This window comes from Candidatus Brevundimonas colombiensis (assembly GCA_029202665.1).
Lineage (GTDB): Bacteria > Pseudomonadota > Alphaproteobacteria > Caulobacterales > Caulobacteraceae > Brevundimonas > Brevundimonas colombiensis.
Window position 1 is genome coordinate 942,669 of sequence record CP119326.1, and the last position, 20,530, is coordinate 963,198.

General features: G+C 66.8%; 19 protein-coding genes. 6 read left to right on the forward strand and 13 right to left on the reverse strand.

Going from position 1 to position 20,530, the window contains the following annotated elements; genetic code table 11:
- Positions 1–4: 4 nt before the first annotated feature.
- From P0Y50_04440 to sdhC, 5 genes are read right to left on the reverse strand one after another with little or no spacing between them, the layout of a single operon-like run.
- Entirely contained in the window at positions 5–799 is a 795-nt protein-coding gene (locus tag P0Y50_04440) for a succinate dehydrogenase iron-sulfur subunit (GenBank protein WEK40863.1), read from the reverse strand.
- Positions 799–2,277: a cell envelope integrity protein CreD gene (gene creD, locus P0Y50_04445; protein ID WEK40864.1), complete on the reverse strand. Its 1,479-nt coding sequence runs from the start codon at positions 2,275–2,277 to the stop codon at positions 799–801. Before creD ends, P0Y50_04440 begins: the two co-directional genes overlap by 1 nt.
- Positions 2,278–2,283: 6 nt before the next feature.
- On the reverse strand, positions 2,284–4,068 hold the full coding sequence (sdhA, locus tag P0Y50_04450; protein WEK40865.1) for a succinate dehydrogenase flavoprotein subunit: 1,785 nt from the start codon (positions 4,066–4,068) through the stop codon (positions 2,284–2,286).
- 8 nt (positions 4,069–4,076) lie between these two features.
- Positions 4,077–4,481 (reverse strand): succinate dehydrogenase, hydrophobic membrane anchor protein, encoded by a 405-nt coding sequence (gene sdhD, locus P0Y50_04455; GenBank protein WEK40866.1) that lies wholly within the window; start codon positions 4,479–4,481, stop codon positions 4,077–4,079.
- Positions 4,478–4,942 (reverse strand): succinate dehydrogenase, cytochrome b556 subunit, encoded by a 465-nt coding sequence (gene sdhC / locus P0Y50_04460; protein ID WEK40867.1) that lies wholly within the window; start codon positions 4,940–4,942, stop codon positions 4,478–4,480. The genes sdhD and sdhC overlap by 4 nt, the downstream gene beginning before the upstream one ends.
- 204 nt (positions 4,943–5,146) lie before the next feature.
- On the opposite strand from sdhC, the gene P0Y50_04465 reads away from it, so the two are divergent.
- Positions 5,147–6,079, forward strand: coding sequence for a pirin family protein (locus P0Y50_04465; GenBank protein ID WEK40868.1), 933 nt, complete (start codon positions 5,147–5,149; stop codon positions 6,077–6,079).
- Positions 6,080–6,120: 41 nt separating this feature from the next.
- Here P0Y50_04465 and P0Y50_04470 read toward each other — a convergent pair whose 3' ends face one another.
- Positions 6,121–6,399 (reverse strand): hypothetical protein, encoded by a 279-nt coding sequence (locus P0Y50_04470; GenBank protein WEK40869.1) that lies wholly within the window; start codon positions 6,397–6,399, stop codon positions 6,121–6,123.
- A 226-nt stretch (positions 6,400–6,625) separates the two neighbouring features.
- On the opposite strand from P0Y50_04470, the gene alaS reads away from it, so the two are divergent.
- Positions 6,626–9,283, forward strand: a complete 2,658-nt coding sequence (gene alaS, locus P0Y50_04475) for an alanine--tRNA ligase (GenBank protein WEK40870.1) — start codon at positions 6,626–6,628, stop codon at positions 9,281–9,283.
- Between the two features lie 257 nt (positions 9,284–9,540).
- Here alaS and P0Y50_04480 read toward each other — a convergent pair whose 3' ends face one another.
- The 3 genes from P0Y50_04480 to P0Y50_04490 form a co-directional block, all read right to left on the reverse strand.
- Positions 9,541–10,095: a DUF2939 domain-containing protein gene (locus P0Y50_04480; GenBank protein WEK40871.1), complete on the reverse strand. Its 555-nt coding sequence runs from the start codon at positions 10,093–10,095 to the stop codon at positions 9,541–9,543.
- A 34-nt stretch (positions 10,096–10,129) separates the two neighbouring features.
- Entirely contained in the window at positions 10,130–10,741 is a 612-nt protein-coding gene (locus tag P0Y50_04485; protein ID WEK40872.1) for a DUF2939 domain-containing protein, read from the reverse strand.
- 222 nt (positions 10,742–10,963) lie between these two features.
- Positions 10,964–12,184, reverse strand: coding sequence for an NADP-dependent isocitrate dehydrogenase (locus P0Y50_04490; GenBank protein WEK40873.1), 1,221 nt, complete (start codon positions 12,182–12,184; stop codon positions 10,964–10,966).
- A 181-nt stretch (positions 12,185–12,365) separates the two neighbouring features.
- Between P0Y50_04490 and P0Y50_04495 the strand changes: the two genes are divergently transcribed.
- Genes P0Y50_04495 through P0Y50_04510 form a run of 4 tightly spaced genes read left to right on the forward strand, consistent with a single transcriptional unit; the run spans position 12,366 to position 14,762 of the window.
- On the forward strand, positions 12,366–12,533 hold the full coding sequence (locus P0Y50_04495) for a hypothetical protein (protein WEK40874.1): 168 nt from the start codon (positions 12,366–12,368) through the stop codon (positions 12,531–12,533).
- Positions 12,497–12,709 (forward strand): DUF2945 domain-containing protein, encoded by a 213-nt coding sequence (locus tag P0Y50_04500; protein WEK40875.1) that lies wholly within the window; start codon positions 12,497–12,499, stop codon positions 12,707–12,709. Before P0Y50_04495 ends, P0Y50_04500 begins: the two co-directional genes overlap by 37 nt.
- The gene (locus P0Y50_04505; protein WEK40876.1) at positions 12,706–13,842 is read left to right on the forward strand and encodes a DUF1176 domain-containing protein; all 1,137 of its coding nucleotides are present in this window, start codon (positions 12,706–12,708) and stop codon (positions 13,840–13,842) included. The genes P0Y50_04500 and P0Y50_04505 overlap by 4 nt, the downstream gene beginning before the upstream one ends.
- A complete protein-coding gene (locus P0Y50_04510) occupies positions 13,827–14,762 on the forward strand; it encodes an NAD(P)/FAD-dependent oxidoreductase (protein ID WEK40877.1) in 936 nt (311 codons plus the stop codon). The genes P0Y50_04505 and P0Y50_04510 overlap by 16 nt, the downstream gene beginning before the upstream one ends.
- Here P0Y50_04510 and P0Y50_04515 read toward each other — a convergent pair.
- The 4 genes from P0Y50_04515 to truB form a co-directional block, all read right to left on the reverse strand.
- Positions 14,759–16,609 carry a DUF885 family protein gene (locus tag P0Y50_04515; protein ID WEK40878.1) on the reverse strand — a complete coding sequence of 617 codons (1,851 nt, stop codon included), beginning with the start codon at positions 16,607–16,609 and terminating at the stop codon, positions 14,759–14,761. The two genes, P0Y50_04510 and P0Y50_04515, sit on opposite strands and share 4 nt — an antisense overlap.
- Before the next feature lie 149 nt (positions 16,610–16,758).
- Positions 16,759–18,996 carry a polyribonucleotide nucleotidyltransferase gene (gene pnp / locus P0Y50_04520; protein ID WEK40879.1) on the reverse strand — a complete coding sequence of 746 codons (2,238 nt, stop codon included), beginning with the start codon at positions 18,994–18,996 and terminating at the stop codon, positions 16,759–16,761.
- A gap of 253 nt (positions 18,997–19,249) precedes the next feature.
- A complete protein-coding gene (gene rpsO, locus P0Y50_04525; GenBank protein WEK40880.1) occupies positions 19,250–19,519 on the reverse strand; it encodes a 30S ribosomal protein S15 in 270 nt (89 codons plus the stop codon).
- Positions 19,520–19,600: 81 nt separating this feature from the next.
- Entirely contained in the window at positions 19,601–20,530 is a 930-nt protein-coding gene (gene truB, locus P0Y50_04530) for a tRNA pseudouridine(55) synthase TruB (protein WEK40881.1), read from the reverse strand.

The following is a 20,530-nucleotide window of genomic DNA, read 5'->3' on the forward strand; positions in this document are numbered from 1 at the left end:
TCCGTCAGGCCGCCTTCTTGCGGCTGGGGGCGACCATCAGCTTCTTGGTCTCGGCGATGGCCTTGGCCGGGTTCAGACCCTTGGGGCAGACCTGGGCGCAGTTCATGATCGTGTGGCAGCGATACAGTTTGAACGGGTCTTCCAGATCGTCGAGACGTTTCTGCGTGGCGTCGTCGCGGCTGTCGGAAATCCAGCGATAGGATTGCAGCAGCGCCGCCGGGCCGAGATATTCTTCCTGGTTCCACCAGTAGCTGGGGCACGAGGTCGAGCAGCAGGCGCACAGGATGCACTCATACAGGCCGTCCAGCTTTTCGCGCTCGGCCGGGGTCTGCAGGCGCTCCTTCTCGGGGTCGGGCTCGTCCGACTGGAGATAGGGCTGGATCGAGTCGTACTGGGCGTAGAACAGGCTCAGGTCCGTCACCAGGTCCTTGACCACCGGCTGGTGCGGCAGGGGGGCGATGGTGATGTTGTGCGAAGAGCACTCGTCCCAGCCCTTGGTGCAGGCCAGGGTGTTGCGTCCGTCGATATTCATCGAACAGGAACCGCAGATGCCTTCGCGGCACGAGCGCCGGAACGACAGCGTCGGGTCGATGGTGTTCTTGATGTGGATCAGGGCGTCCAGCAGCATCGGGCCATGGTCGCCGGTCGGCACCTCATAGACGTCCCAGCGCGGGTCCGCATCGACCTCGGGGTCGTAGCGATAGACCTTGTAGGTCTTGACGTCCTTGGAGCCGGGCGCGGCCTTGTAAACCTTGCCTGTCGTCGGCTTGGAGCCCTGGGGAAGAGTGAGCTGAACCATCAGGATATGTCCTTGGTCGCGGCGCCGGTGATGCCGTACCAATCAAGCTTGCGAGTGAAATACATGACCGCGAAGATCGCGGCGAAGCTGGCCAATGCGCCGACCAACAGGGCGTAGTCCTCCAGCCGCATCAGCACATAGATGAGGCCGTAGAGGAAGGTGAAGGCGACCAGGGCGCGCACGCCCTGCCGCCGGCTGTCGAAGGTCCATCCGGCGTAGGCCGAGATCAGGGCGACCGTGGCCGTCGCCGCCAGGGCGAAACCGATGTCGAACCCTGTGTGTTCGGCGATGGACAACAGCAGCATGTAGAAGATGACCTGGGCCAGGCCGATCAGGATGTATTGCGCCGGGTGAACGCGTCGGCCCGTCGTCGTCTCGAACAGGAAGAAGGCCAGGAAGACCAGGCCGATGAACATCGGCGCATATTTCAGCGACCGGCTGACCGACTGATAGGGATTTGCCGGCTCCACGAAGCTGACCGCCAGGTCCGCCGCCCCCAGACGGGCCAGTGTGCTGGCGTCCCCTTCGGCGGGAATGCCCCGCGCGACGAACGGCACGCTCCAACTCGCATCGAACCGACCGGCGCTCGCCTCGCGCTTGGTCGGCAGGAAGCCGCCATTATAGGACGGATGCGGCCAGTCGCCCTTGATCCCCGCCTCGGTGGTCCCCGCGAACGGCAGGACCGACACCCGCTGGGCGCCGGAGAAAGTCGCCCGGCCCGACACCGGCAGGACGCCCGAACGGTCGGTCAGGCTCAACGGCGCCCCGAACAGCTTCAGCGCGGAGCGCGGGCCGGCGCGCTGATCGACGTCGGGATCGTCGACCAGGCTGACGGACGCATCAAGGGTGGACGGGGTCAGGGCGACGGTGCGATCTGCGATCTTCAGGACGATGTCGGAGCGTGCGCCCCGCGCGTCGGACGCCCCGACCACGATCTCGGCTCGGCTCCAGTCCAGCACGGCGCCGTTTGGCGCCTCGGAACCGGCGCGCGTCATGTCGAACTGGCCGGAATAACCGACCTGGGCCTGATAGACGGCGACGCGGAACAGCGAGCGTTTGCGCACCTCGGAATCGGTATCGACGTCGATCTTTCCCTGGGTCGGGAAGACGTACCAGACGCCGGTCTCCAGGCGCGGGACGTTCGGCTGAACGACCGGCCCGCCCGGCGCGTTCGACGGCCCGTTAGCCATCCGGCTGTACGGCACGGCGATGACCGGCCCAAGGAACGTCTGCTGGCCGCCCATCAGGTCGCCGACCTCGGTCGCCACGCGGTCAGCCCGGTTGCTGCGATCCATCAGCAGGCCGAAGACGAACAGGGCCGGAATGCTCATCAGCAACGCCAGGGCGCAGACCAGCAGGAGCTTAAGTCCCAGGGAACGCCGCGGCGCCTTGACCTCCGCCAGACGCGCCGCCGTCGCCGCGCTGAGCGTGAACGGCGCGGGCGTATCCGGCTGGGCGTCTGAGGGCGGCTGGGACATGGCGGATCAGTACACCCGGGCCTTGGGCTCGATATAGGCGATGTCGTCCGACATGGTGTAGTTGTGAACCGGTCGATAATCGATCTGGACGCCTTCGCCCGGACGTTTCCAGGCCAGGGTGTGTTTCATCCAGTTGACGTCGTCGCGGTTGGGGTAGTCCTCGCGCGCGTGGGCGCCGCGCGATTCCGTCCGGTTCAGGCCGCCCTCGATGGTGACCATCGCCTGGGCGATCAGGTTGTCGTACTCCAGCGTCTCCATCAGATCCGTGTTCCAGATCAGGCCGCGATCGGTGGTCTTGATGTCCGCTCCGGCCGCCTCGATGGCGCGCAGCTTGTCGACGCCCTGCTGCAGGGTCTCGCCGGTGCGGAACACCGCCGCGTCAGCCTGCATCGCCTGCTGCATCGACAGACGCAGCTCAGCGGTGGGCGTCGAGCCATTGGCGTTGCGGAAGCGGTCTAGTCGGGCCAGGTGGGCGTCGGTCTGAGCCTTGGAGGCCGACGGCACGGCGGACGCCTTGTCCACCACCTCGCCGCAGCGCAGGCCGACGGCGCGCCCGAACACCACCAGGTCGGTCAGGGAGTTGGAGCCCAGGCGGTTGGCGCCGTGCACCGAGACGCAGGCCGCCTCGCCCACGGCCATCAGACCGGGCACCACGCTGTCGGGATTGCCGTCGCGCAGCGTCAGGACTTCGCCGTGATAGTTCGTCGGGATGCCGCCCATGTTGTAGTGGACGGTCGGCAGGACCGGGATCGGCTCCTTGGTCACATCGACCCCGGCGAAGATCTTGGCGCTTTCGGAAATGCCCGGCAGGCGCTGGTGCAGGATTTTCGGGTCCAGGTGATCCAGGTGCAGGAAGATGTGGTCCTTCTTGGGGCCCACGCCGCGGCCTTCACGGATTTCGATGGTCATGGAGCGCGAAACCATGTCGCGCGGGGCCAGGTCCTTCACGGTCGGCGCATAGCGTTCCATGAAACGCTCGCCTTCCGAGTTGGTCAGGTATCCGCCCTCGCCGCGTGCGCCCTCGGTGATCAGGCAGCCGGCGCCATAGATGCCGGTCGGGTGGAACTGGACGAACTCCATGTCCTGCAGCGGCAGGCCGGCGCGCAGCACCATCGCATTGCCGTCGCCGGTGCAGGTGTGGGCCGAGGTGGCCGAGAAATAGGCGCGGCCGTATCCGCCGGTCGCCAGGACCACCATCTTGGCGCGGAACTGGTGAAGCTGTCCGTTGTCGAGCTGAAGCGCGGTGACGCCGGTGCAGGTCCCTTCCTGCATGATCAGGTCCAGGGCGAAATATTCGACGAAGAACTTCACCTCGCGACGGACCGACTGGCCGTACAGGGTGTGCAGGATGGCGTGGCCGGTGCGGTCGGCGGCGGCGCAGGTGCGCTGCACCGGGCCTTCGCCGAAGTTGCGGGTCATGCCGCCAAAGGCGCGCTGATAGATCTTGCCTTCATCGGTGCGGCTGAAGGGCACGCCCCAGTGTTCCAGCTCATAGACCGCCTTGGGGGCGTTCCGAACCAGATATTCGATGGAGTCCTGGTCGCCCAGCCAGTCCGACCCCTTGACGGTGTCGTACATGTGCCATTGCCAGCTGTCCTCGCCCATGTTGCTGAGCGAGGCGGAGATGCCCCCTTGCGCCGCCACGGTGTGGGAGCGGGTCGGGAAGACCTTGGTCACGCAGGCGACCTTCAGGCCCTGTTGAGCGGCGCCGAGCGCGGCGCGAAGGCCAGAGCCCCCGGCGCCGACGACGACGACGTCGTATTCGTGATCGATCAGTTCGTAAGCAGCCATCGGTCTATTCAGGCTCCGAAGCCGGCGGGCAGCGGCGCCGAGCCCAGCGCCAGCCGCACGATGAAGAAGACGCTGGCGGCGGCCAGCACGACGAAGACGATGTTCAACAGGATGACCAGCAGGCCGCGCGTCCCCGCGTTCGGCACATAGTCCTCCAGCACGACCTTCCAGGCCAGGCTGAGATAGCCGAAGAAGACCACGGCCGTGATCGCCATCAGGGCCGCGTTCAGCGGATTGGCGAACCAGGCCATGACGGCGTCATAACCAGCGCCCGCCAGGCTGAACCCGGTCGAGGCGACCCACAGGCCCAGCGGCAGCAGGGCGACCAGCAGAACCCGCTCAGTCAGCCATTCGCCGGCGCCGTGGCGCTCGGAAACCTTGACGTTGTTCTTGAACTTGACGGCGCCGCTCACAGCGAAACCCTCCCGGCGGCGAACAGGACGACCCAGAACAGCACGGCCAGCGGGACCGGCGCCCAGACGGCGATGTTGGACAACAGATTGGCCGACTTCAGCGTCAGTCCGTTGCCGGTGTCATTATAGGTGTGACGGGCGCCGTTCAGGATGAAGGAGAACAGCACCGCCGTCAGCCCGAAGCCGACCAACAGGCCCAGCGGCGATCCGGCCAGCATCAGGAAGCAGTCGTAATGCTCGGGCCCGAAGGCCAGGGCGCCCAGCCAGCCCACCACGAACAGCACGCCCACGGTCGCGGCGATGATGGTGGCGCGGAACAGGATGGAGGCGGCCATGGTCACGTGCCAGCGCCAGACGCTCATATGGGGCGACAGGGGCGTGACGTGACCGTTCGGTTGGGTGACGAAACGACCCGTTCGGTCGTTTGCTGCGCCACCCGGCTTCGGGCTGGGCTGGGTCATGCGAATGGTTCTCAAAAGCGAATGAATTCAATCGCCGTGTGCGGTTGCGAAGGCTTTTGTGACCCCGGGGGGCCGGTGTCAACGCACGGCGGGCCAGAAGCGGCGATTGTTACCGGCCGAAGCCTTGCCGTTCGGCCGAATCACGTTTCCGCGTAAACGCCGCTGCGCTCTGGGCCGGCGGTCGAACCGGTCCAGAACGGCCGCATGCACGCCGTCGCCGCCACCCGCCCGAGTCTGGCCAGCCTCTATCCGCCACCCTATATGTGGCGAATGAGCCAGATTTCCCCGCGCCCCGTCCTTCGCCTGCACTCCGCCGTTCGCGACGATATCGGCGACCTGACCACGCGCCGCCCCGTGCCCGGCCCGGGTCTGGAGCAGGTCGATCCCTTCCTGTTCCTGAACCACCACGGGCCCCAGACCTATGCGCCGGGCAATGCGGGCCTGCCGTTCGGTCCCCACCCGCACCGGGGCTTCGAGACCGTCACCTTCATCCTGGACGGCGAACTGGCCCACAACGATTCCGGGGGCGGCGAGAGCATCATCACGGCGGGCGGCGTCCAGTGGATGACGGCCGGCTCGGGCCTGATCCACGCCGAACTGTCGCCCGCCGCCTTCAAGCGCGACGGCGGCCCGATGGAGATTCTGCAGCTGTGGGTAAACCTGCCGTCGCGGCTGAAGATGACCAAGCCGGACTATATCGGCCTGCAGAAGGCTGACATCCCGACCTTCACCACCGAAGGCGGCGTCACGGTCGAGCCGGTCTCGGGCGAGTGGCTGGGCGTCAAGGCGCCGATCCAGTCGCTGATCGACATCCAGCTGGCCGTCGTCCGCCTGCACGCCGACGCGACGTTCCAGGCACCGGTCGCGCCCGGCCGCAACGTCTTTCTCTATGTCGTCAAGGGCGAGGTCTCGGTCGCCGGAACTGTCGTGCCGCAATGGAATCTGGCCGCTTTGGGCGACGGCGACGCGGTCCAGATCGCCGCCGTTTCGGACGCCGTCATCCTGTTGGGCCATGCCGAACCCATCGGCGAGCCCGTCTTCAGCCACGGCCCCTTCGTCATGAACACCCGCGAAGAGATCATCCAGGCGGTTCAGGACTATCAGGCCGGCAAGTTCGGTCCGCCGCCGAAAGTTTAGAAACAGGAATAAGGGCGGTTAATCGAACCGCCCTTCGCTGATCAGTAAGGCCAGTCAGGCGGCATATACGGCCCCATTCCTGAGCAAACGTACGAAGGCGTTTCGTCATAATAGGCCGTCGGAATGTAAGGCTTGAGCACATAGACGTTGTTGCCGCTTCCGCCGCATCTGTCCCACGCATAGCCAAGCACTTCGGTCTTCGCCGCATCTGCGTAGTAGACATAAGAGTAGGCGACGAGATTGGGGTTCCATGAGCCCTGAACCAAGGCCTCGGCTGGACCAAAGGTCACGGTGGCCGCCGCAGTAGCTGCGATCGCCATCGCTAGGTTTCTAACGCGTGTCATTTCATTCCTCCCCAAGAGGCGCGAAATTGCGCGGCTTCAGGATGCTCACGCGTCAACCCCAAGTTCAACACCCGTTCGATCATGGCGCGTGGATAGAATGACCTTGGCCCCTGATCGGACGACAGCGCGAGGATGATGCGTTCCCCGCCAAAACCCTATATGACGCCGGTTCCTTAGCGACCGCCGAGCCGAAGACCTGCCCATGCCCAGCCTGAACGAGATCCGCGCCACCTATCTGAACTATTTCGCGGCCGACGGTCACGAGAAGGTGCATTCGGCTCCGCTGGTGCCGCAGAACGATCCGTCGCTGCTGTTCGTCAACGCGGGCATGGTGCCGTTCAAGGACTATTTCACCGGAGCGGCCAAGCCGCCCTATCCGCGCGCGACCAGCTCTCAGAAATGCGTGCGCGCGGGGGGCAAGCACAACGATCTGGACAATGTCGGCTACACCGCCCGCCACCTGACCTTCTTCGAGATGCTGGGGAATTTCTCCTTCGGCGACTATTTCAAGGAGCACGCCATCGACCGGGCGTGGAAGCTGGTCACCCAGGACTTCGGCCTGGACGCCAAACGCCTGTTGGTCACGGTCTATATCGACGACGACGAGGCGGCCGCGATCTGGAAGAAGGTCACGGGCTTCGGCGACGACAAGATCATCCGCATCGCCGGCTCGGACAATTTCTGGGCCATGGGCGATAGCGGGCCTTGTGGTCCTTGCACCGAAATCTTCTGGGATCACGGCGACAAGATCGCTGGCGGCCCTCCCGGTTCGCCGGATGAGGACGGCGACCGCTATGTCGAGATCTGGAACAACGTCTTCATGCAGTTCGAGAAGGAGAACGATCAGATCGTTCGCAACCTTCCCAAGCCCAGCGTCGACACCGGCATGGGCCTGGAGCGGATCACCACCGTGCTGCAAGGCGTGCATTCGGTGTTCGAGACCGACCTGTTCAAGACCCTGATCGCGGCCTCAGAGGACGCGACCTCGACCAGGGCCGAGGGTGAGCGCGCCGCCAGTCACCGGGTCATCGCCGACCACCTGCGCTCGTCGTCCTTCCTGATCGCCGACGGCGTCACCCCGTCGAACGAGGGCCGGGGCTACGTCCTGCGCCGCATCATGCGCCGCGCCATGCGCCACGCCCACCTGCTGGGCCCAAAGGACGGCTCCGGCGACCCGCTGATGCACCGTCTGGTGCCGACGCTGGTGGCGGAAATGGGCGACGCCTATCCCGAACTGGCCCGCGCCCAGCCCTTCATCGAGGACACGCTGAAGCAGGAAGAGATCCGCTTCCGCACCACGCTGGGCCGGGGCATGACCCTGTTCGACACGGCGGTTCAAGGCTTCAAGCCCGGCGACATGCTGGACGGCCAGACCGCCTTCACCCTGTCCGACACCTATGGCTTCCCGCTGGATCTGACCCAGGACGAGGCGCGCCGTCGCGGCTTTTCGGTCAATGTCGACGGCTTCGAATCCGCGATGGCCGAACAACGCCAGCGTTCGCGCGAACACTGGAAGGGCTCGGGCCAATCGGCGAACGCCGGCGAATGGCTGGCGGTGCGTGACCGGATGGGGTCGACCGTCTTCACCGGCTATGACGCCGTCGAAGGTTCGGGCGAGGTCCTCGCCATTATGAAGGGCGGCGCGCCCGTCGAGGCGGCCGAGGCCGGCGACATCGTCGAAGTCCTGTTCGACACCACCCCCTTCTACGCCGAAAGCGGCGGCCAGACCGGCGACCAAGGCGTGCTTGAGTGGCCGTCCGGTGCGGCTGAGGTGCTGGACGTCAAGAAACACGCAGGCGATCTGCACGTCCTGTCGGTCCAGATCACGGCCGGCAAGCTGGCGATGAGCGCCCGCGTCGCCCAGTTGGTCGACGCCGACAAGCGCACGACGACCCGCGCCAACCACTCCGCCGCCCACCTTCTGCACACCGCATTGAAGAATGTGCTGGGCCCGCAGGTCGCCCAGAAGGGCCAGCTGGTCGACGCCGAGCGCGCCCGCTTCGACTTCAGCCATTCGGCCCCTGTCACCGAGGACGAACTGGCCGCCATCGAGGCCGAGGTCAACGCCGTGATCCGCCAGAACGTCCCGGCGGAGACAAAACTGATGGCCCCCGCCGACGCCATCGAGGCCGGCGCCATCGCCCTGTTCGGCGAGAAATACGGCGACGAGGTCCGGGTCCTGACGCTGGGTCGTTCGCTGGTCAGCGACAATGCTCCCTATTCGGTCGAACTGTGCGGCGGCACCCACGTCGCCCGCACCGGCGACATCGGCCTGTTCAAGGTGGTTCAGGAAACCGGCGTCGCCGCCGGCGTCCGCCGCATCGAGGCCCTGACCGGCGAGGCCGCCCGCCTCTATCTGGAAGGTCAGGCCAAGGTCGCCCGCAACCTGGCCCGCGACTTCAAGATCCAGCCGTTGGACGTCCCGGCCCGCGTCGAGACCCTGCAGGGGTCAGTCAAGACGTTGGAAAAACAGGTCGCCGAGCTGAAGAAGCAGCTTGCGCTTGGCGGCGGCTCGGGCGCGTCCTCCGCGCCTGAGGAGATCAACGGCGTCAAGCTGATCGCCCGCGTTCTGGACGGCGTGGACGGCAAGGGGCTGCGCGGCGTGGCCGAGGATTTCAGGAAACAGGTCGGCTCGGGCGTCGTGGCCCTGATCGGCGTGACGGACGGCAAGGCCGCCGTCACCGTCGCCGTCACCTCGGACCTGACCGGCCGCGTCAACGCCGCCGATCTGGCGCGGGCGGCGGTTATCGCCATGGGCGGTCAGGGCGCGGGCGGCAAGCCCGACTTCGCCCAGGGCGGCGCACCCGACGGCTCCAAGGCCGAGGACGGCCTGGCGGCGGTGCGCGCGGCGGTGGCCTGAACCGACGACGCCCTTCTCCCATTGCAAGAGGGGCCATCCATCCTATTCGCGATCGGAAAAGGCTTCGTCTTCATAGGCTTAGTCGCCGGCAGCGCCCATCTTCCCACCGCCGGTCCGCCTGCGCGTATAATCGCGGTTGGAAGGGAGAACCGTCGTCATGCAGAGCAGGAATCGCGCGCGTCTGTTGATCGCCCTGAAATTGCACCACCTTGCACTTTGCACCTTTTTCCCGAGTGCAGTGCAATTTCGCCGACCCCTCACATCATGGGATCGGGCGTCAGATCGACCCCCGCCAGCTTCCAGCTGAACGGCCCGCGTCGTTCCAGGATCAGCACCAGTTCGTCGTTCGGCCGGTCGTCGCGCGTCAGGGTCACGGCGAAGCGGTTCAGGCCGCGATAGGCCCAGGACTGATGCAGCTTGTCCTTGGGCGCGGCGGGGGTGTCGTCGGCGGGCGTCGGCCGTTCCGGCTTTGGCGTCTCGCCCGATCTGACCATGGCCGCGACGCCTTGCGGCGTGACGAAGTTGTCGACCGCCCCCTCCACCAGCGACGGCGCCAGCAGCATGCCCAGGGCCGCCAGCCCCCGGTCGCCCTTGGCCCGTTCACGGATTTCCAGCCGTGCGCGGGCGTTGAGCTCGCTCTTCAGGCTGGCGCGAAAGGCCGGAAAGTCCACCTGCCGCTCCAGCGCCGCCGCATCCCCGGCCCGCGCCGCCCGCACGATGTTCTGCGCCGTCAGAAAGGGCGAGGCGAACAGGGCGACAGCCAGGGCGACAATCCCGACGATCACGGCGCCGATGATGATCTTGCGGGTCATGATCCCTCCTTGGGAAAACGGATGCTGCGGCGGCTCATGGCCTGGTCTCGGTTCGGACCGGCGCGACCAGCGGCGCGGCGCCCTCGGGCAGACCGATATGGACCAGCTTCCACTCGAACGGTCCGCGTCGCTCGAAGGTGAACAGGGTGCGCGAACCGCCCTGGTCGGCGACCGCCATCCGCACGCGGTTGACGCTCCAATACGCCGGGCGCGGCCAGGGCTTCCTGACCTCGGTTCCCGGCGATGCGCCGGCCAGCGTCCTCTGGCTGGCGTACCGTCCCTCGCCCCGCAAGAGGCCCGACAGGGCCGCCGGCGTCAGATAGGCGTTGACGTCCGGTTGCCGTTGCAGCGGGTTCTGCTGGTCCCATTGTCGGCGGAAGGCGCCGATGGGGTCCTCCAGGAAGGACGGGGCCGGGGCCAGGGCCTCGGGCCGCCCGGCCAGCTGCGGCCTCAGGGACTGCCGCACGGCGCCGAAGTCGATCAGCCGCGACAGCCCCGCCACGTCACCGGCCTCGGCCGCCGACCGAATGGCGAAGAAGGCCACGGCGGGCGCGGCGAAGAAGGCGAACACCGCCACGACGACCGCCGCCAGCACCAGGTTTCCGAACAGCCGCTTCACAAACGCTTCCTCATTATCGCCGATCATGCACGCCCCGGCCCTCCGCACAACGAAAAGCCCCGCCGGAGCGATCCGGCGGGGCCTTCATTCTTGTTTGTCCTACCGCCCTTCGGGCTACTTGAGGACCGTCTCTTGTTTGTCCTACCGCCCTTCGGCTGCTTGAGGACCGTCTCCTCCCCCGTCGGGGGAGGGGGACCGCGAAGCGGTGGAGGGGGCAGACGCCGCAGGGACGCCCACCTCCTGCGAGGCTTAGCCGACGTCGGGCAGGGCGGCCTTCAGGTTTTCGGCCACCTTGTCGAGGAAGCCCTCGGTGGTCAGCCAGCCCTGTTGGTCGCCGACCAGCAGCGCCAGGTCCTTGGTCATCGAGCCGCTTTCGACGGTGTCGACGACGACCTTCTCCAGGGTGTCGGCGAACTGGTCCAGGGCGGTGTTGCCGTCCAGCTTGGCGCGGTGCTTGAAGCCGCGCGTCCAGGCGAAGATCGAGGCGATGGAGTTGGTCGAGGTGGCCTCGCCCTTCTGGTGCTGGCGATAGTGGCGGGTCACGGTGCCGTGGGCGGCTTCCGTCTCCAGCACCTTGCCGTCCGGCGTCATCAGGACCGAGGTCATCAGGCCCAGCGAGCCGAAGCCTTGCGCCACCACGTCCGACTGCACGTCGCCGTCATAGTTCTTGCACGCCCAGACGAAGCCGCCCGACCACTTCATCGCGGCCGCGACCATGTCGTCGATCAGACGGTGTTCATAGGTCAGGCCGCGCGCCTTGAACTCGGCGGCGTAGTGTTCGTCGAACACCTCTTGGAACAGGTCCTTGAAGCGGCCGTCATAGGCTTTCAGGATCGTGTTCTTGGTCGACAGATAGACCGGATAGTTGCGCTGCAGGCCATAGGCGAAGCTGGCGTGGGCGAACTCGCGGATCGAGGCGTCCTGGTTGTACATGGCCATGGCCACGCCGGCGCCCGGCGCCTTGTAAACCTCGTGTTCGATCACTTCGCCGTCCTCGCCGACGAACTTGATCGTCAGGGTGCCGGGACCGGGCATCAGGAAGTCGGTGGCCTTGTACTGGTCGCCGAAGGCGTGACGGCCCACGACGATCGGCTGGGTCCAGCCCGGAACAAGGCGCGGCACGTTCGAGCAGATGATCGGCTCGCGGAAGACCACGCCGCCCAGGATGTTGCGGATGGTGCCGTTCGGCGACTTCCACATCTTCTTCAGGCCGAACTCGGCGACGCGCGCTTCGTCAGGGGTGATGGTGGCGCACTTGACGCCGACGCCGTGCTTCTGGATCGCGTGGGCGGCGTCGATGGTCACCTGGTCCTCGGTGGCGTCGCGGTGCTCCATGCCCAGGTCGTAATAGTCCAGCTCCAGGTCCAGGAACGGGAAGACCAGCTTGTCCTTGATCATCTGCCAGATGATGCGGGTCATTTCGTCGCCGTCGATGTCGACGATGGGGTTTTCGACCTTGATCTTGGCCATGCGCGTGTCCGCCTATGAGCTTTTGGGAAGGAATATCGTGGCGGCGGTATAGCGGGGCCGCGCGTTCACGCAAACCCCAGCCCCGCGTTAACCCTGCCCGGAAAAAGCCGTCCGCCGTCAAGCTGAACCCGATGCGCGTCCTGGGATTCCCTCAGACCCCGAAACGACGACGGACGACGGCATGACGGATGAAGAGCGCGACCTGGTCGAGCAGTGGATCCTGGTCTTTTGCGAGACCCCGCCGGTGATCGACGCGGAACTGATGCGCCGGCTGATCGCTGAGCACCAAGCGGGGCCGCAGGGAGCACAGCCATGCCGGAAAAGACCTTCAAGGCCGGTGATCGCGTAAAATGGGATCACAGCCAGGGCGCGACCACCGGCAAGGTGGTCAGGAAGGTCACCTCTGAAACCCATATCAAGGGCCACAGGGTTGCGGCCTCTCCCGACAATCCGGAATATGTCGTCGAGAGCGCCAAGACCGGCGCACGCGCGGCGCACAAGCCGTCGGAGTTGAAGAAGGCATGATCCCTGCACGCCTGATGATCGCGGTCGCCGCGTCCGCCCTCGCCCTGGCCGCCTGCGGCGACAAGGATGCGACAAAGAAGGCGGGCGCGCCCAAGGCCGCAGCCGCTCCCGTCCAAACCCCCGTCGCCGCGCCCGTGCTTCAGATCACCAGCGAGACGAAACAGTTCCGCGACTGGAGCGCCACCTGCGGCAACGACGGGACCTGTTGGGCCTTCGGCTTCACCTCGGGCAACAACGGCGGCTGGGTCCGCCTCGCGCTCGACCCCGGTCCGGACGCCAAGCCTCAGGTGGTGTTCGGCTATTGGCCGGACGGGGACGCCAAGGGCCCGGCCCGCATCGGCCTGACGATCGACGGCCGCGACTTCGCCGCCGCGTTGAACGACGCCAGCGAGGACGACGCCCCGATCGGCCAGATCGCCGGCGACGCCCGCCCCGTCATCGACGCCCTGAGCCAGGGCAAGGTCATGACCGTTCGCGGCGTCTCGAGCCAGGACATCTCCCTGCACGGCGCGGCGGCCGCCCTGTTGTGGATCGACGAGAAACAGGGCCGCCTCGACACGCCCACGGCCCTGATGCGTCGTGGCGACAAGCCGGCCTCCAGCGTGCCGGTCGCACCCGTCCTGCCGACTGTGGCGGCCGCGCCCGCCGTCAGTCAGTCCGGCTTCGGCGATCAGAACCAGACCCTGCCCGCCGCCCTTCGGTCCCGCACCGAGGTTGGCGACTGCCTGAAGGAATCGGCCATGCCGGCGGTGGGCGACATGGTCATGTCCGCCCGGCTGGACGCCCGCACTGAACTGTGGGCCGTGCCCTGCGGCTCGGGCGCCTATAACCTCACCCACAACTGGTATGTGACCGGCCCGGGCGGGCGCGATCCGCGACCGGCGGCCCTGGTCGGCACGGCCGGGCCGGGCGCCGATCCGAACATGCCCGACAATGCGACCGTCAATGGCGAATATGATCCCGGCTCGCGCACCCTGTCCGCCTTCGCCAGGGGGCGCGGCATCGGCGACTGCGGCGTGCAGCAGACCTGGACCTGGACCGGCCAGCGGTTCGTCCTGACGCAGGAAAGCACCATGGGCGAATGCGCGGGCGTGCCGTCCGACTTCTGGCCTGTCGCGTGGCGCACGCGGTGAACGACCCCGAGGTCCTGGTCATCGGCGCCGGCCCCGCCGGCCTGACGGCCGCGACCTACCTCGCCCGTTTTCGCAGGCGGACCCTGGTGATCGACGCCGGACAGCCCCGCGCGTGCTGGATCCCGCTCAGCCACAATACGCCCGGCTTTCCCGCCGGAGTCTCCGGTCCCGACATCCTGGCCAGGATGCGCGAACAGGCCGAGGAATACGGCGCGGTCATCGCGCCGGGCCGGGTCGAGGCCCTGGCCCGTGACGGTCAGGGCTTCGTCGCCGAGATGGATGGCCGCAGCCTGCGCGCCCGCGCCGCCCTTCTGGCCACCGGCGTCGTCGACCACCATCCCGACCTGCCGGGGGTCGAGCGGGCGGTGCAGCGGGCTCTGGTCCGTATCTGTCCGATCTGCGACGGCTATGAGGCGACCGGCAAGGTCGTCGCCGTCATCGGCCACAGCGACAAGGGCGCGCGCGAGGCCGCCTTCATGCGCACCTACTCCGATCGCGTGACCCTGATCCACATCGGCCCGCCGGACGCCCTGACCCGCCGCGACGAACTGGACCGGCTGGGGATCGAACTGATCTTCTCCCCGCTGGAGGCCGTAGAGCTGGAGCAGGATCGGGTGACGGCCCTGACCTGGAAGGGGCCGGGCGGATCGGCCCAGACGCGAACCTTCGACCTGATCTATTCGGCGCTGGGCACGTCGCCGAACGCCGAACTGGCCCAAAGGCTGGGCGCACGCCTGTCCGACGACGGTCGGCTGGAGGTCGATCTGCACCAGGCGACCAGCGTGCCGGGCCTCTACGCCGCCGGGGACGTCGTGCGCGGCCTGAACCAGATCGCTGTGGCGACCGCCGAGGCCGCCGTCGCCGCCACCGACATCCACAACCGTCTGCGCCAGATCGACGGCCTGACCGTCGCCGACTAGGCCTGGGCCGCGACCCAGCCGTTGACGATCCGCTCCAGCACCGACAGCGGCACGCCGCCGGCGGCCAGCGCCGTGTCGTGGAAGCCCTTGATGTCGAACTTGGGCCCCAGGGTCGTCTTGGCCGTCTCGCGCAGCCGGACCCATTCGTTGTGCCCGACCTTGTAGGCGCAGGCCTGGCCCGGCCAGCCGCAATAGCGTTCGACCTCGGACGTCGCCGCCCCTTCCTGGTCGCCATAGGCCTCCATCATGTAGCGGATGCCCTGTTCGCGGCTCCAGCCCTTGGAATGGATGCCGGTGTCGACCACCAGGCGCGCGGCGCGGAACATCAGCGATTGAATGTAGCCGATCTGTCCTGTCGGATCGTTCTCATAGGCGCCCAGTTCGTCGGCCAGCTGTTCGGCGTAAAGCCCCCAGCCCTCGACATAGCTGGAGAAGCCCAGCAGGTTCATCAGCAGGGGCGCAGACTCGCTCTCCTGCTGCAGGCTGATCTGCAGATGGTGGCCCGGCGTGGCCTCGTGATAGGTCAGGGTCGGCAGGGACCAGGACGGCCATTCCGCCGTATCCTTCAGATTGATCCAGTAGATGCCGGGCCGCGCGCCATCCAGGCTGGGCGAGTTGTAATAGCCCATCGGCGCCCCGGCCTCGATCTCGGGCGGGACGCGCTTGATCTGGACCGAGGCCTTGGGCAGGCGACCGAAGGCGTTCGGCAGCCGGGCCTGCATGTCCGCCATCTGGGCGTTCAGCTTGGCGATCAGCTCGGCCTTGCCCGCGTCCGTATTGGCGTAGATGTATTTGGGGTCGTCGCCCAGGGCCGCGATCCGCTGGGCCACCGACCCCTGCGTCAGCCCTTGCGCCTTCAGCAGGCCGTCGGCGCGGGCGGTCAGTTCGGCCATCTGCTCGACGCCGGTGCGATGGATCTCGTCCGCCGTCAGCCGGGTGGTGGTGATGTAGCGCAGGCTGTTGGCGTAATACTGCTCGCCCTGCGGCAGGCGGCGCACCGAGGCCTCGTGCGTCGTGCGGGCCTGTGCGCCCTTCAGCACCGCGTTCTGCGCGGCCAGGGCCGGATAGACCCGCGTCTCGATCAGGCGCTGGACCTGGGCGCCCCAGTCGCCGGTCAGCCCCTTGGCCTGGGTGCGGTCCGTCACCGATTTCGTCAGGGGCGAGGTCGCCGCCGGGGTGGCCAGGACGCCATCCTGCTGACGGATCGCCTTGGCCAGAATGAAATCGGGCGGCACGACGCCCAGCGCATACTCCTCCTTCAGCCGATCCGTCTCGGCGGTCAGGACGTCGGCGAAGGCGTTGACCCGCGCCACATAGGCGTCGGCGTCGGCGGCGGTTTCGATGGTGTGCTGATTGGCCAGGAAGTCCGGCGTGGACTGATAGGCGCCACCCTGCTGGCTGACCCGATACGGATTGGGCCAGCCGCCCTGGCCATAGGGGATGTCATAGGTCGCGATGACCCCGTCCAGATTATCCTTGATGCTGTCGTAATAGTTCAGATTGCGGGGCGACAGAGCGCGCCTGTCGATGCGGCCCAAGTCGGCGGCCTGCTGGCGAATGAAGGCGCGCTGGTCCTCTTCCTCGACGCGGGTCGGGGCTGTCAGCTGCGACTTGGCGACGGCGCGCGCGCCCTTGTCCAGGCCGAACATGGTCACGACCTCGGGCGCGCGGTCCAGCGTGCCCTCGAACGTCTTGTCCATGAAGCTCTTGAAGGCGCCGTCCACGCCTCCGGCGGCATCGCCATCCTGCGGGCGGGCCGCGGCGGCCGCGCCTCCGACAGCGCCCCCGACGGCGTAAAGCCCGGCGCCCAGCGCGGCGGACTGAAGAAGGCGGCGACGATCCAGCATGACGTTCTCCCCACGGACGATGCGGCAATGGAGACCGCACGGGCGGATGCGGCAAGTGAAATCGCCGCAAGCGACGTCGGCCGGGCCAAGAAAAAGGCCCGGCGGATCGTTCCGCCGGGCCTCCTCTCAGTCTTCCTTACGACATCGCATTAGTCGCGACGACGACGTCCGCGATCGCCGCCGCGATCACCGCCGCCTTCACGCTTGGGGCGACCGCCGGTGTCTTCCGACAGAGGCTCTTCGCCGCGCTCGGCGCGTTCGGCGTTGATCTTGGCGGTCAGGTCTTCACCCGTCGCCTGATCGACGACCTTCATCGACAGCTTGGTCTTGCCGCGGTCGTCGAAGCCCAGGAACTTGACCTTGACCTCCTGGCCTTCCGACAGAACGTCAGCCGGGTTGGCGACGCGTTCCAGAGCGATCTGGGACACGTGGACCAGGCCGTCCTTGGCGCCGAAGAAGTTCACGAAGGCGCCGAAGTCGACGACCTTCACGACCTTGCCGGAGTAGATGGTTCCGACTTCCGGTTCCGAGGCGATGGACTGGATCCAGGCCTTGGCGGCGTCGATCTTCTCCTGGTCGTTGGCGGCGACCTTGATGGTGCCGTCATCGCCGATGTCGATCTTGGCGCCGGTCTTCTCGACGATCTCGCGGATCACCTTGCCGCCCGAACCGATCACTTCACGGATCTTGTCGACCGCGATCTTGATGGTTTCGATCTTCGGCGCGTGTTCGCCCAGTTCGGTGCGCGGCGCATCCATGGCCTTGGACATCTCGTCCAGGATGTGCAGGCGACCGGCCGAAGCCTGCGTCAGGGCCTGTTCCATGATCTCCTTGGTGATGCCGGCGACCTTGATGTCCATCTGCAGGCTGGTGATGCCCTGCGACGTGCCGGCGACCTTGAAGTCCATGTCGCCCAGGTGATCTTCGTCACCCAGGATGTCCGACAGGATGGCGAACTCGCCCGACGGCTCCAGGATCAGGCCCATGGCGATGCCCGAGACCGGGCGGATCAGCGGAACGCCCGCGTCCATCAGGGCCAGCGACGAACCGCAGACCGTCGCCATCGAGGACGAGCCGTTCGACTCGGTGATCTCCGACACCAGGCGGATGGTGTAGGGGAAGTCTTCCTTGGACGGCAGCATCGGACGGATCGCGCGCCAGGCCAGCTTGCCGTGACCGATCTCGCGACGGCCGGGCGAACCCATGCGGCCCGCTTCACCCACCGAATAGGGGGGGAAGTTGTAGTGCAGCAGGAAGCTTTCCTTGTAGGTGCCCTGCAGGCTGTCGATGTACTGCTCGTCTTCGCCGGTGCCCAGGGTGGCGACGACCAGGGCCTGGGTTTCGCCGCGCGTGAACAGCGACGAACCGTGGGTGCGCGGCAGGACGCCGACTTCCGACACGATGGCGCGGACCTTGTCGAGGGCGCGGCCGTCGACGCGGTGGGCGTTCTCGATGATGTCGCGACGCAGAACCTCGGCTTCGCATTCCTTGAAGGCGGCCGAGAACTTGGAGCCGTCGACGCCGTCGGGGTTCTCGTCGGTCTTCACCAGCTTGGCGGCGGCGGTCTTCTTGGCCGCGTCGACGCCCGAGCGGCGCTCGTACTTGCCGGCGTGGGTGTAGGCGGCCTTGATGTCCGCGCCGACCAGCGACTTGATCGAGGCCACGACGTCGGAGTGGTCTTCGGCCTGGAAGTCGAACGGCTCCTTGGCGGCGTGTTCGGCCAGGTCGATGATGGCGTCGATCACCGGCTGCATGCCCGCGTGCGCGAACATCAGGGCTTCCAGCATCTTCTCTTCCGACAGCTCCTTGGCTTCGGATTCGACCATCATCAGGGCGTCTTGCGTACCGGCGACCACCAGGTCCAGCTCCGAGCCGGGGATCTGGTCGACGGTTGGGTTCAGCACCAGCTCACCGTCGATCAGGCCGACGCGTGCGGCGCCGATCGGGCCCATGAAGGGCACGCCCGAGATGGTCAGAGCAGCCGAGGCGGCGACCATGCCCAGAACGTCCGGATCGTTCTCCATGTCGTGCTGCAGCACGGTGATGACGACCTGGGTCTCGTTCTTGAAGCCCTTGACGAACAGCGGGCGGATCGGACGGTCGATCAGGCGCGAAACCAGGGTTTCCTTTTCCGACGGACGGCCTTCACGCTTGAAGTAGCCACCGGGGATCTTGCCGGCGGCGAAGGTCTTTTCCTGGTAGTTGACGGTCAGGGGGAAGAAATCCAGGCCCGGCTTGGGGGCGCGGCCATAGACGACGGTGGCCAGAACCACGGTCTCGCCGTAGGTCGCCAGCACGGCGCCGTCAGCCTGGCGGGCGATGCGGCCCGTTTCCAGGGTCAGCGGGCGTCCGGCCCACTCGATCGTCTTGCGTTTGATATCGAACATATTTCGTCTTTCGTATCCCGGGCGGCGTATTCCGCGCGGGTTCCCATCATTGGGTGGAGCGCGGGGCGTTCAGTCCCGAGGTCCGTGGATCGCCGCGCCATCGCGGAAGACCCGGCGAGGACCAGACTGGCCCTCGCGTCTGCGCCGTTTCAGTCCCGCGGCGCGCGGGTCGGCAAAGCAACAGCTAGGAAAACAACGAGGCGCGGACGTGACCGCCCGCGCCTCGAAATGATCTCTATCGCGGTCCCGCGCCTTAGCGGCGAAGGCCCAGCTTGGCGATGAGCGCCTGGTAGCGACCGGCGTCGACCTTGTTCAGGTGGTCGAGCAGGCGGCGACGTTGCGACACCATCTTCAGAAGGCCACGACGCGAGTGGTTGTCCTTCTTGTGGGTCTTGAAGTGTTCGGTCAGGTTGGCGATGCGTTCCGACAGGATCGCGACCTGAACCTCGGCCGAGCCGGTGTCGCCAGCGGTGCGGGCGTTATCGGCGATGATCTCGTGCTTGCGTTCAGCAGTAACCGACATCGAAAGAGTCCTTTCTTGGCCTATCGCGCTTTCGCGCTGCTTGAGGCCGTGGGGTCTCGGCCCTTGCCGGATGGCGTGGGCCTAGAGGTTGAAAACGCGGTCGGGTTCTAACCGGCCGGCCCGCAACTGACACAGCGCGACGAGGGTCTGGCCCTGAAAGGCTGAAACCGTGCGCGAACCGTCCGAAAGACGGTCTTTGAGGGTTTCCACCTGACGGGGGAGCAGAACGATCGGGCGTCCCTGCCGAAGCGAGAAGGCGTCCTGATCCGTCACGGCCAGTTCCGGGATGTCGTCCAGAGCGGTCGCGACGGCAAGCAAGCCTTCCGAGGCGGCGCCCCTATGCACCATTTCTTCCAGAGAATCCAGAGTGACGGCGTTTTCCGTGCTGAACGGGCCGACGCGCTCGCGCCGCAGGGCGCTGACGTGACCCTCGGCGCCCAGAACCGCCGCCAGATCGCGCGCCAGCGAACGGACATAGACGCCCTTGCCGGTGCGGATGGTCAATTCCACATGGTCGGCGTCGGGTGCGTCACTGACCTCGGCCGAATGGATGGTCACGCGCCGCGACGGCAGTTCGAACGCCACCCCGTCGCGCGCCAGGTCATAGGCGCGGGCGCCGTCCACCTTGATGGCGGAAAAACGCGGCGGGGTCTGGTCGATCTCGCCGACGAAGGCGGGCAGGGCGGCCTTCACCTGATCCACGGTCGGCCGCACGTCGGAACGGCCGATGATCTCGCCCTCGCGGTCCACGCTATCGGTCGAAACGCCCCAGTTGATGGTGAAGCGATAGATTTTCTGCGCCTCCATCATCATCGGCACGGTCTTGGTCGCCTCGCCCAGCGCAATGGGCAGGATGCCGCTGGCCAGCGGGTCCAGCGTGCCGGCGTGACCGGCCTTCTGGGCGTTGAACAGGCGGCGGATGCGGCTGACCGCCTCGGTCGATCCCATCTCGAACGGCTTGTCCAGACAGATCCAGCCGTCGACCACCTCGCCCTTCTTCTTGCGGGCCAT